11 protein-coding genes and 1 pseudogene are annotated in these 14380 nt (G+C 60.3%); 9 read left to right on the top strand and 3 right to left on the bottom strand.

Going from position 1 to position 14380, the window contains the following annotated elements; all coding sequences use genetic code 11:
* Positions 1–8 precede the first annotated feature (8 nt).
* The 7 genes from AF71_RS09770 (at position 9) to AF71_RS09740 (ending at position 9396) form a co-directional block, all read left to right on the top strand.
* Positions 9–389 carry a hypothetical protein gene (locus tag AF71_RS09770; RefSeq protein WP_025660320.1) on the top strand — a complete coding sequence of 127 codons (381 nt, stop codon included), beginning with the start codon at positions 9–11 and terminating at the stop codon, positions 387–389.
* 92 nt (positions 390–481) lie between these two features.
* Positions 482–3037: a protein translocase subunit SecD gene (gene secD / locus AF71_RS09765; RefSeq protein WP_169681171.1), complete on the top strand. Its 2556-nt coding sequence runs from the start codon at positions 482–484 to the stop codon at positions 3035–3037.
* A gap of 87 nt (positions 3038–3124) precedes the next feature.
* Positions 3125–3574 (top strand): hypothetical protein, encoded by a 450-nt coding sequence (locus AF71_RS09760; RefSeq protein WP_169681166.1) that lies wholly within the window; start codon positions 3125–3127, stop codon positions 3572–3574.
* The gene (locus AF71_RS09755) at positions 3571–5193 is read left to right on the top strand and encodes a VOC family protein (RefSeq protein WP_025660323.1); all 1623 of its coding nucleotides are present in this window, start codon (positions 3571–3573) and stop codon (positions 5191–5193) included. The genes AF71_RS09760 and AF71_RS09755 overlap by 4 nt, the downstream gene beginning before the upstream one ends.
* A 665-nt stretch (positions 5194–5858) precedes the next feature.
* Entirely contained in the window at positions 5859–6776 is a 918-nt protein-coding gene (locus tag AF71_RS09750) for a glycosyltransferase family 2 protein (RefSeq protein ID WP_025660324.1), read from the top strand.
* A gap of 67 nt (positions 6777–6843) precedes the next feature.
* Entirely contained in the window at positions 6844–8334 is a 1491-nt protein-coding gene (locus tag AF71_RS09745; RefSeq protein WP_018859717.1) for a lipopolysaccharide biosynthesis protein, read from the top strand.
* 42 nt (positions 8335–8376) lie between these two features.
* The gene (locus AF71_RS09740; protein ID WP_025660326.1) at positions 8377–9396 is read left to right on the top strand and encodes a polysaccharide pyruvyl transferase family protein; all 1020 of its coding nucleotides are present in this window, start codon (positions 8377–8379) and stop codon (positions 9394–9396) included.
* Between the two features lie 7 nt (positions 9397–9403).
* Here the strand turns inward: AF71_RS09740 and AF71_RS09735 are convergent, their stop codons facing one another.
* Together AF71_RS09735 and AF71_RS09730 are read right to left on the bottom strand one after the other, a co-directional pair.
* A complete protein-coding gene (locus tag AF71_RS09735) occupies positions 9404–10300 on the bottom strand; it encodes a DMT family transporter (RefSeq protein ID WP_025660327.1) in 897 nt (298 codons plus the stop codon).
* A gap of 149 nt (positions 10301–10449) precedes the next feature.
* Positions 10450–10878 carry an OsmC family protein gene (locus AF71_RS09730; RefSeq protein ID WP_025660328.1) on the bottom strand — a complete coding sequence of 143 codons (429 nt, stop codon included), beginning with the start codon at positions 10876–10878 and terminating at the stop codon, positions 10450–10452.
* A gap of 236 nt (positions 10879–11114) precedes the next feature.
* On the opposite strand from AF71_RS09730, the gene AF71_RS09725 reads away from it, so the two are divergent.
* Positions 11115–11321, top strand: a complete 207-nt coding sequence (locus tag AF71_RS09725; protein WP_018117010.1) for a hypothetical protein — start codon at positions 11115–11117, stop codon at positions 11319–11321.
* Positions 11322–11953: 632 nt separating this feature from the next.
* Here the strand turns inward: AF71_RS09725 and AF71_RS09720 are convergent.
* A pseudogene (locus tag AF71_RS09720) lies at positions 11954–12802 on the bottom strand (IS110 family transposase); the annotation flags it as partial.
* A gap of 132 nt (positions 12803–12934) precedes the next feature.
* Between AF71_RS09720 and AF71_RS09715 the strand changes: the two are divergent.
* The gene (locus AF71_RS09715; protein WP_169681168.1) at positions 12935–13966 is read left to right on the top strand and encodes an IS110 family transposase; all 1032 of its coding nucleotides are present in this window, start codon (positions 12935–12937) and stop codon (positions 13964–13966) included.
* Positions 13967–14380 lie beyond the last annotated feature (414 nt).

Genomic DNA, 14380 nt, shown 5'->3' with positions numbered 1-14380 from the left:
ATCACGAGATGAGGCTCGACGCACGCCGCATGGGCAGTCGTGTTGCGATCTCGCTGGTCATTGCCGTCTTCGCCTATCTTGGCCTTCTGTTCGGCGGCAATCTGGTCATCGTCCCCAGCCGCGGTGCGAACTCGGTCTCCTCGTCCGCCAAGGACGGCCAGCCGCTGCAGCTGAGCGCTCGCGATACCGTCCGCGGCATTTTGACCGCCGAGCGCAAGGCGGCTCCCAAACATGTCCCTTACGACCCCGGCGCAGCAGCCATTGGCGCGACGCCTGATATCGAGCTCCGCCTTGGCGGTGAGCAGCCCCTCGCAACCTTCCATCCCGCGCTTCGCGCCGCCGATGCGAGGGCTTACGACTCGCACGGCCCGCCTGCGGCCTCGGCATGAATGCGCGCCGGTCCGGCGCTTTCCATTGCTTTTAAGACACGCCGCCAGCGCGAGGAGCGCAGGCTCAAGCGTTATCAAGGATAAACAACAACATGCGTAATTCACCATGGCTGGTGTTCACCTATACGGTGATCATTCTCCTCGGCATTCTGATCGCTCTGCCGAACGCACTGCCGCAATCCACCCTCGCGCGTCTGCCCTCGTGGCTGCCGCATAACCAGGTTTCGCTCGGTCTCGACCTTCGCGGGGGCTCGCACCTCGTTCTCGAAGTTGACGAAGCGGACCTGACCCGCGAGCGCCTGCAGTCGCTCCTGCAGGATGCCCGCCGCGTCCTTCGCGAGAAGAACATCCAGACGAAATCAGTCGTTCGCAATCAGAACCAGATCGTCGTGACCCTGACGGATACGGCACAGACGGACGATGCGGTCACACAGCTGAAGACGCTCGGCAATGCGATTGCCACCGGCCTCAGCGCCGGCCAGTCCGATCTCTCGGTTACGACCAGCGGCAGCAATATCCTCGTCGCCTTCTCGCCGGCCGGCATTGCAGCCAATGTCGATTCCGCGGTCCAGCAGAGCCTTGAAGTCATTCGCCAGCGCGTCGACCAGGTCGGCGTCGCCGAACCGACGATCCAGCGCATCGGCGGAAACCGCGTGCTCGTGCAGCTCCCGGGCGCACAGGACCCGTCTCGCCTTCGCCAGCTTCTCGGCTCGACCGCGAAGATGTCCTTCCACATGCTTTCTCCGAACAACGCTCCGGGACCGGGCGTGACGATGCTGAAGGATGAGCAGGGCAACAGCTTTGCAGTTCTCGACCGCGTCGAGATTTCGGGTGACCGTCTTTCGGATGCGCGCGTCAGCTTCGATCCGAATACGCATGAGCCCGTCGTCAGCTTCCGCTTCGACAGCGCCGGCGCAACCCGATTCGCCGACATCACCCGTCAGAACGTCGGCAATCCGTTCGCCATCGTTCTCGACGACAAGGTGCTGAGCGCACCTGTCATCCGCGAACCGATCACCGGCGGCTCCGGCCAGATTTCGGGCAACTTCTCGGCTGACAGCGCAACAACGCTCGCCGCCATGCTGCGCGCCGGCGCCCTGCCTGCCAAGCTGACCGTCATCGAAGAACGCACCGTCGGTGCCGACCTCGGCGCGGACGCTATCCGCATGGGTATCTATTCGGGTCTCGTCGGCTTCGCGCTTGTCGCAGCCTTCATTTTCATCCTGTATGGCACGTGGGGCTTCCTCGCGAACTTCGCGCTGCTCATCCACACGATCCTGACCTTCTCGGCCCTGACGCTTGTCGGAGCAACGCTGACGCTGCCAGGTATCGCGGGTGTCGTCCTCGGTATCGGTCTTGCGGTCGACGCGAACGTTCTCATCAACGAGCGCATCCGCGAAGAGACGCGCAAGGGCAAGAGCGCGTTCGCTGCCATCGATACCGGCTTCCGCCGCGCTTATTCGACGATTATCGACGGCAACATGACGGCGCTGATCGCAGCGGCCATCCTGTTCTGGTTCGGCACCGGCCCGGTCCGCGGCTTCGCTGTGACCATGGCGCTTGGCCTGATCATCTCGATGTTCACGTCTGTCGCCTTTGTTCGCGTCACGATGATCGAGATCACACGCCGTCGTAAGCTGAAGGTCCTGAACATCAAGCCGATGATCCCGATGATGTTCAACCCTTACGGCCGCCATATCCAGTTCATGAAGGCTCGCTTCTTCGGCGTGACGGTCTCGGCGCTTCTGTCGATCGCCTCGGTCGTCCTCTTCATCCATCCGGGTCTCAACTACGGCGTCGACTTCCGCGGCGGGATCCAGATGTCGGTCAAGACGCAGGAGGCCGCCGATCTCGGCCGCTTCCGCGAAGGCTTGAACAGCCTTGGCCTCGGCGAAGTCTCCCTCCAGACCTACGGCGACAACAACACCATGGCGGTGCGTGCGCAGCGTCAGGAAGGTGGGGAAGAAGCCCAGACGGCAGCCGTTGAAAAGCTGAAGGCCGAGATCGTCAAGATCGACCCGTCGGCAACCGTTACCGGCACCGATGTCATCGGTCCGAAGGTCAGCGGCGAGCTCGCCTGGGCCGGCATTCTGTCGGTCGTCATCGCAAGCTTGGCGATGCTTTTCTACATCTGGTATCGCTTCGAATGGCCATTCGCTGTCGGCGCTATCGTCACGCTTATCCTCGACGTGACCAAGGCGATCGGTTTCTTCGCGCTGACCGGCCTCGACTTCAACCTGACAGCCATCGCAGCCATCCTGACGCTCGTCGGCTATTCGGTGAACGACAAGGTCGTGGTCTATGACCGCATGCGTGAAAACATGCGCCTCTACAAGTCGATGCCGCTGCGCGAGATCATCGACCGGTCGATCAACGAGACGCTCGCACGAAGCCTCTACACCAACGCGACGGCGTTTCTTGCCTTGCTGCCGATGGCGATCTGGGGCGGCAGCGCGGTCTCAAGCTTCGCGATCCCGATGGTCTTCGGCATTCTCGTTGCCGGCGCGTCGTCGGTCTTCATCGCAGCACCGATCCTGCTCTTCCTCGGCGACTGGCGTCGTCGCCACGGCAAGGCCATTGCTGCGGCCGAGCCCGAAGCAGAAATCATCCCTCCGGAAGAGGGCCAGCCGCGCAAGACCGCCGGCTGAGTGCTAGTGAGATGAAACGAAATGAGGGCGCCGGTTGCGGAACCGGCGCCCTCTTTCTATTCTCGCCCGACTGGGAGGTTCTGCAGCATGTCGTCCGAGCAACCGATTGAATCGACTGAAAACGAGGAGCGCATTCGGCGCTTCCTGGCAATCGCCTCGCACGATCTGCAATCGCCGCCGCGAGACATCGCGATGTACGCGGAAATCCTGCTCGACGACTTGGCCGGCAAGCTTGACGGCGACCAGTTGAAGAGCCGGGCCTGGTACCGACCCCACCTATCAGGACAAGATCTTCGACGCCTTCTGGAAGCTGCCGCAGGCAGGGCGACCCGCCGGCGCGGGGCTTGGCCTCACGGCCGCGCGAGCAAAACCTGCGCGCGCTCGATGGCAGCATCCACCTGCATGCTCAAGCCGCCGACCCTTCAGCAATTCCGCGAAGTGTTGGACGGACTGGACAGTTTGAATTTGCAGGCGCGTGGAGATAGCTTAGTTCTTTATGCGGAACCTTCGAGGCAAACCCCAATTATAACGGCATGACGTTTATACTTGCACTAATGCTGGCGATGGCGACGCCTCCCAATCCATCCGGACTGTATTCAATGGTATCTGGCATCCATCACGTGACCCTCCTGACCCGAAAGGTGCAGGCAAACGTGGATTTCTACGCGGGTTTTCTCGGCATGCGGCTGGTCAAGCAGACCGCCGGATTCGAAGACGCCACGCAGCTTCATCTCTTCTACGGGGACGGCGTTGGCAGCCCCGGCTCGTTGGTGACCTTCCTTGTATGGGAAGACGGTTCACCCGGCCGCGTCGGCCACAGCCAGATCGGTGAGCTGTCGCTTGCGATCGATCCATCGAGCATCGGCTATTGGCTCACCCGCTGCATGAGTTTCGGACTTCGCTCTGAAGGCCCGGCCGATGAGTTTGGCGAACCTGTGCTGCGGCTGAAGGACCCCGACAATATCATCGTCAAGCTCGCCGGCGCCCGTGATCTGAAGTCGCCCGCTACCTGGGACGGCGCGGGTGTTCCGGTCGAACACGCCATTCAGCGGGTACGCGGCGTCACCATGCTCACCGAGAAACCGGCCGAAAGCCGTGACTTCGCGGAGCGTCATTTCGGCTACCGCTTCCAGGAAACGCGCGGCAATATCGACCGGCTTGTCTCGGAATCGGGCGATATTGTCGACATCAGGAATGCCCAGGGATTCTGGTCCGGCGCGCCCGGTACCGGGACGGCCGATCACGTCGCCTTCCGCGCCGTAGACGAGAAGCAACTTCACAAGGTGCACGATGCCCTGAAGGAAAGCGGCGCGTCGGCGACGAACCTGCACGATCGCAAGTATTTCGAATCGCTCTATGCCCGCGAGCCAGGCGGCACACTGATCGAATTGGCGACAGACAAGCCCGGCATGATGGTGGACGAGCCGCGGGCCACGCTCGGCACCAAGCTTTTCGTTCCCAAGGACCCAATCACCGATCTCAAGGATCTGAAGGTCGTACTGCCGCAATTTTCGATGCCCGGCGAGCCCCGCATCAACTACCGCGACCTGCCCTTCGTGCACCGCTTTTATACGCCGCCGGATCCTGACGGCAGCGTCTTCGTGCTGTTGCACGGCTCAGGCGGCAACGAAACGACGTTGATGCCCCTGCTGCACGAGGCTGCCCCGCGTGCCACGCTGCTTGGCGTGCGCGGACGGGCGACGGAGGAAGGCATTCCGCGCTGGTACAAGCGCATCACGCCGTTCTCCTTCGACCAGGACGATATCAAGAACGAAGCCGAGGCCTTTGCCGCCTTCATCGAGGGAGCCGTATCGTCCTACGGCCTGGATCCGAAGAAGATCGTCTATGTCGGCTATTCCAACGGCGCGAACCTGCTCAACTCGCTCCTCTATCTGCATCCGAATTTGGTGCACAAAGCTGTGCTGTTGCGCTCCATGCCGGTCCTGAAGGACTATCCGCACGCCGATCTCAAAGGCACGGATCTCTTGGTCATCAGCGGCAAGACGGATGCTTACGGCAAATATGCCAGCGACCTCGAAACCCGGCTGAAACAATCGGGAGCGACCGTCGACTCTGATGTCATCGCCGGCGGACACGATCTCGGCGACGCTGATGTTTCGATCATCCAGAAATGGCTGGCACAGCAGATCAACTAGCTCGGAAGGGCTTTTTCGCAGGGGCGGCACCGGCCCTGCGTTCCCCTGCATTCATGCACCGACGCGCGCGGACACGCCTGCAATTCCGTCCTTTTGCGGCGTTCGGAAGCAACGTTTCAAAGCAAAGACAAACAAGCCTTCACAAACTCGCGCTTGACGATAGCGAACAAAGGTCTGCTGTTCCCGACGGTTGTACCTTTCTGCTTCGTGCTAAACGTCAACAATGAACGCCACTGCGCAAAGGCCCTCGGTTATTTGTTATTCATGAAGACGTGCCCGTCTCTTTTCCAGAAATTGAAAGCAATGCCATGACTGTTTGCAACACTTATACGGTGTAAATATATTTCGACGCTGCTGTATTTTTTTATACAATATACATCGACATCTTTACATATCTTTTCTCAATTTGATCATACTATATATTTTTGAAACTAGAATTATGAATTTCTACGAATTATTTCCACTTACATTATCCCCAGAATTCAGCATTTATCTTTTAAATCTATATTTAGATTGCCTTAAGCGATACAGAAGGCAAGAAATTACCACATTCGTCTGCGAACTGCTCCAACTGTTCTATTTTGCTGCAGCGCAAAATGCTCCTTGCCGAAGCGGGGTCCCAGCCCTATCCTCGCCTCGACATCGATCGCAGAAGGGGAATTTGCATGCCTCCTCGGCCCGTGGACATCAGCCTGATCATCTCGTCGAGAAATCGGGCCTATGGACTAACGAACTGCCTGGATGCCGTTTCTATTGCCGCCCGCCAGGCAGACTATCTGAGACTTGAACTGGTCTTCGTGGACAATGGCTCCACGGACGAGACGTCGGACGTCGTCCGCCAATGGGCGTCGACCGCGCCGATCAAGACCAACTTGATCTATGAAGCGAAACCCGGCCTCGCCATCGCCCGCAACACGGGCCTCAACGCCGCGAGAGGCCGTGTCCTCGCCTTTACCGACGACGACTGTGAGATTTTCCCCGACTATTTCAGCACGCTCGCAGCGCTTTTCAGCTCGGATACCGAGATGGTCATGCGCGGCGGGCGGATCGAGCTCGGCGACACACGCGACCTGCCGGTCACGATCAAGCCCGAGATGGAACCTGCGGTATTGAGCAGCGAGCTGCATGCCGGCGGCTTCATTCATGGCGCGAACATGGCGTTTCCCCATGGGCTGGTCGAGAAGATCGGCTTTTTCGATACTCGCTTCGGGGCGGGCTCCCCTTTCCGCTCCGGTGAGGACACCGACTACGTGCACCGCGCCTTCAATGCCGGCGTGCGTGTCGAATATCTGCCGGATTTTGCCGTCAAACACTTCCATGGACGGCGTGAACTCGCGGATATCAAACGTCTCCAGACCGGCTACGCCTTCGGCAACGGAGCGCTGTACGCCAAATATCTCTTCGATCGCCGCTCGAACATGCGCGGCATGCTGCGCTGGGAAATCCGCCAGGCGCTCATGGAGGCCATCGGGCGCCGAAAACTCAACGAGGAACTTGGCCTGACCTACCGCAGCCAGCTTCGTGACAACCTGACCGGCATGCTCGCTTACTGGCGAGCGCCGAAGGCAAAGCAGCCCGCCTGAGGTTTCGCTTCGCCGCCAACAGAATCACCGCGCGACTCTTCGCGAGCCAAATTCGATTGGATAATGCATGGCCGATACGGCAATTGCGCACGCCGAGCTTAAGAAGAAAACCGCACTTTCCGTCCTCTGGTCGGTCATTCGCGTGGCCTGGAGCACAATCGCGACCTTCGTGATCTTCGTCATCCTCGCACGCATTCTCGGGCCCGGCGATTTCGGTACCTTCGCGCTTGCGAGCCTCTTCGTGGAAATCGGCCGCGTGCTTGCCTATGCAGGCCTCGGCGATGCGGTCACGCGCCAGCTTGATCTCGACGAGGAGCTTGCCGATACCGCCTTCTGGGCGACGATCGCCTTCAGCGCCATCGTTGCCTCGCTGGTGTTCTTCTTCGCGCCCTACTACGGCGATCTGGTGCGCGATCCATCGGTTTCAGGCATTCTGCGCTGGCTGGCACCACTGCTTCCGATTTCGTCGCTGGCCGTCATCCACAATGCGCGCCTTGCCCGTGAATTCGGCCACAAGAGCCTCGCCGGGCAGGCAATCGCCGCCAGCCTGCTCTCAGGCATTACCGCAGTCGTCTGCGCCTTTCTCGGCTGGGGCGTCTGGGCGCTCGTTGCGCAGACCGCGGTCAACGCCGCCGTGACCGTGCTCCTCGGCTGGTTCTACTATCCCTGGATGCCGAAGTTTCGCTTCAATGTGCCGATGTTCCGGTCCGTTTTCCTCTTCAGCATCAGCCTTGTCGTGACCCAGCTGATGTGGATGCTGCTCGCCCGCGTGCAGGATATCTTCATTTCGCGCTGGTTCGGCCCGGTCGAAGTCGGCCGCTATCGCATTGCCTGGCGGCTGATCGAGCTGATCGGCCAAGCGGTGCTGGCCCCGATCGGCAGCGTATCGCTCGTCACGCTGTCGCGCCTGCAGAACGACCACACGGCCTTCCGCAACGCCTACAACAAGATCGTCGGTGCAGCCGCGCTCGGAACCATCCCGCTGCTGCTCGGCTTCGGCGCCCTGTCGAACGACATGATCGCGCTGCTCTTCGGCAACAAGTGGGGCAATGCCGGCGATATCGCCACCGTCCTCGTGCTGATGGCGGTTCCCTTCGTCACGAACTTCTTTGCCTCGTCGGCGCTCTCGGCCGTCAACCGGGCGGAATCGATCCTGTCCGTCGCCGCCCTGCAGCTCGTGACGACGCTGATCCTCACCTGGCTGCTCGTCCCCTACGGCGTTGTCGCCGTTGCTGCGGGCTATACGCTGCGTGCCTGGCTGACGATGCCCTATCAGCAATATGTGCTTCAGCGATACGCGCATATAGACGCCAAAAGCACGCTGAAGGCCGTCGCCCTGCCCTTCTGCGGCGCGACACTGATGGCCGTCTGCGTGTGGTTCGCGCATCCGGTCATCGTAGAGCACATTCAAAACCGCTGGCTCGCGCTTGGCCTTAGCATCGGCCTGGGCGGACTGATTTACCTGGCGTTCCTGCCGATCTTCGGCCGCTCGGTCATCCGCCCTTACATCGCGCTTGCCATGTCCCTCAACCCATTCCGCAAACAGGCCGAAGCCTAGCCGCTTGCATGGACCCGAGTGTCCGTAAACAAGGAGCATTTCATGGAATCCAATATTACGATCATCAACCGCCTGCAGGGCGTGATCGCCAATTGCCTTTCCGACCTCTTTGATCCGTCCGAGCGTTTTGCGCTTCTCGACTTCCCGAACCACTACAATATTGGCGACAGCGCCATCTGGCTCGGTGAGCTTGCCTATTTCGACAAGAAACGTACGCGCCCGACCTACGTGACCGAGATCCCGACCTATGATGAAGACCGGATGCTCGGCGCGATCAGCAGCGGTCGCATTTTCCTGCACGGCGGCGGCAATTTCGGTGACATCTGGGCCGGCTACCGCCAGTTCCGCGAAGGCCTGCTCGACAAGCACAAGGGCCGCCCGATCGTCCAGATGCCGCAGACGATCCATTTCAAGGAGCAGGCAAATGTCGACAGCACCGCGCGTGCGATCGAGCGCCACGGTCAGTTCACGCTTCTCGTTCGCGACCAGCGAAGCCTGGAATTTGCCCAGCGCTGGTTCCAGTGCGAAACGCGGCTTTGCCCGGACATGGCCTTCTGCATCGGTCCGGTCACTCGACCGACGCCGCAGCACGAGCTGCTGCTCAATCTGCGTGAGGACCAGGAAGTCGGCACCGCACAGGACCTGACGGCAGCAACCTTGCGTCCGGGTACCGTGAAATCGGACTGGCCCGACGAGCCTGCCGATTTCCAGCGCCAGACGAAGCACGCCGCGATCCTGAAGGGCCTTCTGACCGGCCGTATCGGCGGCCGCGCGCGGATGACGGAGCTTGCCTATCGCGAACGGGCGCAGCAGCGTTTCGACCGTGGCGTCGCCCTGCTGAGCTCGGCGCGCCAGGTCATCACCGATCGCATGCACGGGCATATCATGTGCGTGCTCTTGGGCGCCGATCACTGCGTTCTCGACAACAGCTACGGCAAGACGAGCAGCTTCATCGAGGCCTGGGGCACCTGCAACAGCGACAAGGCGGAGCTTGCCTCAACGGTCGACGAGGCGCTCGCCATCCTCGATGCGCGTCGCGTCGCCCGTGCGGCCGCCGCCTGATTTGAGATCAGCCTCGCCGGGCAACCAGAATCCCGGCGAGCACCACTGCCCCGCCGATCGCCTGCATCGGGCCGATCGGTTCGCTGAGCAGAACCCAGGCGAGGATTGCCGCCACGACCGGCTGCAGCAGCAGCGTCAGTGAGGAGAAGGCGGCCGGCAGATAGGCGAGCGCATAGGCAATCGCCACCTGCCCGCCCGCGTGGCTGACGAAGGCAAGACCGAAGACGATCGCCCAGCCATAGGCCGTCGGCGGTAGCATGTGGCCTTCGTAGAAGAAGCCGATCGGGAAGATGCAGACAGCAGCCGACGCCGTGCTCCAGAGCATGATGCGGACCGTATCGAACCGGCTGCGCAGCTTGCCGATTGCCAGGATGTAGCCGGCATAGAACACGGCTGCGATGACCGCGACGCCATCGCCGCTGAGGTCGCCATTGCCAAGCGCCGCAGGACCGCCCTTCAGGACAACCACGCCAGAAAGCGCCAATACCAGCCCGAGAACGAAGACACGGGTAACGACTGCGCCGAAAAACAGAAGCCCGATCACCGTGACAAAGACGGGAGCCAGATTGGCAAGCAGCGTCGCATTGGCCACCGACGTCATGGTGATGGAGAGGTGCCAGGCCGCGAGATCCATGGCGAGCAGGACACCCGGCACGACCAGCAGGGCATAGTCGGATAGCTTTTCAGGCTTCGAGCCGGCATCCTTGCCCTTCGCAAGCGAGAATATGAAGATCGGGATCAGCGCCAGGGCGACGCGCCAGAAGGCCGTCGCCATCGGCCCGACTTCCGACAGCCGCACGAAGATCGGCGAGCCGCCGATCGCCGCGCCGCCGAGGATCAGGGCGGCGAGGGGAAAACGGTTGGATGCGGGGGTTTCTGCGACGGTGGAAGCGGCCTGCGACATTAGCTCTCGATGCGTTCTGACCGCCTGACGACCGGCGGCGAGCAACGGACCTATCAGAAGCGATGGTGTCGTGATAGCCGAGGAGCGACAGGGGCAGGCAAAAGCGCAATCTTATTGCCCGCCGATGCGAATTTGCAGCACCGAGCCTATCAGCCGGAAATGACGGTCGAGAATTCAGGCGCCCCGCGAATTGTGTTGCTGACCGTGCAGATTTCTTCCGCCGCATGGGCGATCTTCAGGCGCGTCTCTTCATCGAGGTCGCCCTTGATCGAGAAGGCGATGTTGAATGTTTGGACACGCGACGGGCCTTCGCTTGCCTTCTCGCCAGTAACGTCGGCCGTGATCTCCGTGATCCGGTCGAGCATGCCCATCTGGCTTGCGGCAATGCGCGCGCTCAGGACCAGGCAGGCTGACAGCGACGCATAGAGGAGGTCGAGCGGATTGAAGCCAGGTTGCGAGGTGCCGGTGACGATATCGAGCTCACCCTTGGTGGCCGAGGTGACATGTGGAAAGCCGGTGCGACCAAGAACGGCGGTTGCTCCAACGGGACGGGGACGAGCCTTGAGATCGGCGGCCATGAGAAAATCCTTTGGTGATGACAGCCTGTGCTAGATAAGGATTTTGATTGCCCGCGGCAATGCGCTTCAGCTCCGGCGAAGGGGCGGAAACAGACCACTCGGGTGATTCGGTCGACTCCAATCCGTCCGCTCGTCAACCTCAGTTTCCCATCCCGATTTCTAAGGATAGCCCCAGGTCAGCTTCAAAGTGCAATATAAGCTTGCACTAAAACAGAAACGACTCAATGGAGTTATCCATGCGAACACTTGCGGCTGTTCCTGATGCACCCAGCGTCGTCCTCGATGCCGAACCCTTCGGCTATGTCAGAAAAGTCTACCTCGACGACGAAGCCTGCTGGGGCCTGTTCGATTCCGATGGCGATGTGATCTTCGTCGGCGATGCTGCCGGCGATTGCCACGAATACGCGGCGAAGGAACAGATCCGCATTCAGATCGTCCATTGAAACTCTAAAGCGCGTCGCCCGTTTTTTGATTCAGGTTCTCGAATCGGCCGATTTGTGATTCCTTCGTAGCTGGAAGGAGACCGGTCATGGGCAAATCACATCCGATCGAGTTGCGTTCCCGTGTTGTTGCGTTCGTTGAAGANGGTAACACCCATCGCGAGGCGTCTCGGCATTTCCGTGTGTCGCCTCGGTTTGTGAATAACCTTGTTATCCTGAAGCGTGAAACGGGCTCTCTGTTGCCAAGACGACAGGGCCATGTCGGCGGCGGCAAGTTGAGCGACCATGGAACATGGTTCCGTTGTATAATCGCATTCCGTCCGTCAAGAGGGGTTGAGCATGCGGTATCCTCACCGGGTTGAAGGAAGGCAACGCGGCGCAATCCGAATTGTCGGTTTGGCCCTCAGCGGCCATGTCCTTAAGAGCTGTCCGGTGCTGGGAGCAGGGTTGTCTTCGCGGTCGACAAATGTCGCCGCATGATGGGTATTCGCAGGTAGGATCTTCCTTATGTGAACGGCGCAATCTCTATTACGTTGCAGGGAACGATACGGAATGATCCAACCTACGTCCGCAGCACGGACGCTCAGTGCCTCAAATCAGGTTTGACGCGCTGAGGGAGGAAGGCTGGTTGTCGCTTAAGCGGCGGCGTCAGCCGAGGCGTTGAACACTTCTCCTGTCCTGAGCATGCTGTGCATGATAACCGCAAGCTTCCGGGCGACCGCCACCGCAGTGCGTTTGAAGCCCAACCGCTCGCGCAGCTTCAGCCCCCAGCTCCTGAGACTGCTTTCGTTGCCGGGTCTGGTCCTCGTGAGGAGGACCGTTGCCGCTTCATACTGCAGTCCCCGCAGATGGCTGTCGCCTCCTCGCGAGATGTGGCCGTCATAGTCGACCTCACCTGACTGGTAGCGCCGTGTTGTCAGCCCAAGCCAGGCACCAACTGAGCGCGACGTTTTGAAGTTTTCTGGATCTTCAATCGCGGCAACATAGGAGACGGCCGTAACGGCGCCGATACCCGGGATCGTCATCAGGAGCTTCGTCGGCTGACTCTGCCGTGCCACTGCGAGCAGCTGGCGATCCAGATCGGCCGCGCGCTTGCGGATGTCACGCCACGCATCAAGCAGGGGCAATATGATCGCTGCAAGGTCGTCATTCCCAGCTAATAGCTCCCTCACTTTGCCATCAAACACCCTACCCTTTCCGTTGGAAACAATGAGGCCGAATGTTTTCATCAGGCCGCGGATCTGGTTGCTGAGCTGGGTCGAGATGCTCAAAAGCTGGTTGCGGGCCGCCACCAGGGTGCGCGTCAGCATGCTGTCAAACGCCTTTACCCGGACCGCCTTGTAGAAGCCGGCTTCGGCCATCTGGGCCAGGCCATCCGCATCATTGGCATCCGTCTTGTTGAGCGTCTCGTGCAATATCTTTTGCGCGTGCCGCGCTTCGATGCAGATCGCGGGAACCCCTTCGGCCATCAGTGCATGATAGAACATGGGGTAATCGCGGCGCGATCGTCCCAGGCTATTTCTATAGATGATGGCTGGCTGGGGTGGTTGCCCCCGATAAGATGGAAAAACGGGCTCTCGATTCGAACCGGGCCCAACATCAAACGGAGAGCAACCATGAATCAATATATCGGGCTTGATGTTTCATTGAAAGATACCGCGATTTCGATCCGAGAGGACGGAAAGCGGATCTGGCGGGGAAAGTGTCCTTCGGACCCGAAGCTCCTGGCAGAGACGATCCGTAAGCATGCGCCGCATGCCAGGCGTGTCGTCTTCGAAACAGGGCCGTTGTCGACTTGGTTCTATCATGCGCTAACGAACGAGGGGATTCCGGCGATCTGCATAGAAGCGCGGCACGCGCAAAAGGTATTGAACGAGACGCTCAACAAGACTGACGCCAATGATGCGGATGGCTTGGCCCAGTTGGCCGAAGCCGGCTTCTACAAAGCGGTTCGCGTCAAGTCGTTCGACGCCATGACGACCCGCGCCTTGGTGGCGGCCCGCGATAAGCTCGTGCACATCTCAACGCAACTCGGCAATCAGATCCGGGGTGTCATGAAGACGTTCGGTTTCATTGTCCCCGAAGGAAAAGGTCGGATATTCGATGGCAATGTGAGAGAGCTTGTCGCTGGGAATGACAACCTTGCACGGATCATTTTGCCGCTGCTCGATGCGTGGCGCGACATCCGCAAGCGTGCTGCAATTCTTGATCGCCAACTGCTCGCAGCGGCGCGGCAGAGCCAGTCGGCGAAGCTGTTGACGACAATTCCCGGCATAGGTGCCATCACGGCGATCTCTTACGTCGCTGCCATCGAGCATCCGCAAAACTTCCGGACTTCGCGTTCAGTCGGCGCCTGGCTCGGGCTGACCACACGCCGCTATCAGTCGGGCGAGGTCGATTATGATGGTCATATCTCACGGAGAGGCGACAACCATTTGCGCGCGCTGCTTTACGAAGCCGCGACCGTGATGCTGACACGAACCGGCGCCAGGACTGAAAGCCGCCTCAAAGACTGGGGGCTCAAGTTGCGCGAACGGCTTGGCTTCAAGCGCGCCGCAGTGGCTGTCGCCAGGAAACTCGCGGTCATCATGCATACCATGCTCAAGACAGGGGAAATCTTCAACCCATCGGCCAGCGCCATCGTATAATGAAGCTCTGACAGCCGATGACTCTCTCAGCGCGTCATCCTTCTGACGCGACGAGGCGTCCCTGTCGTGGACGTAGGTCGGGTCATTCCGTTCACGTGGCGGCAGCTCCTAGAGACTGCGCATAAAACATAGGAAGACCTTGCCTGCGAGGACCATGATGCGGCGGGCTTGTACCGACCGCGGAGACAACCATGTTCCCGACATACGATTGCCTCACGTCAAAATGAAGCACTGAGCGAACACCGAGAACGCGCCATATGACCGCCCGCTACGCCGCCCGCTCCCTACGGCGCTTTTGGGGGCGCGCTCGCGAGCGGCTTCGCTACCACCGAGCTACACACCACCTGGCGGACACGATCGGACGATGTCGCTTGCCCAGGCCACCTTGACTAACGGGATGCGATTAGACAACCA

The sequence above is a fragment of the Rhizobium sp. 57MFTsu3.2 genome (assembly GCF_012932765.1).
GTDB lineage: Bacteria > Pseudomonadota > Alphaproteobacteria > Rhizobiales > Rhizobiaceae > Rhizobium > Rhizobium altiplani.
This window is presented reverse-complemented; position numbering and strand designations above follow the sequence as displayed.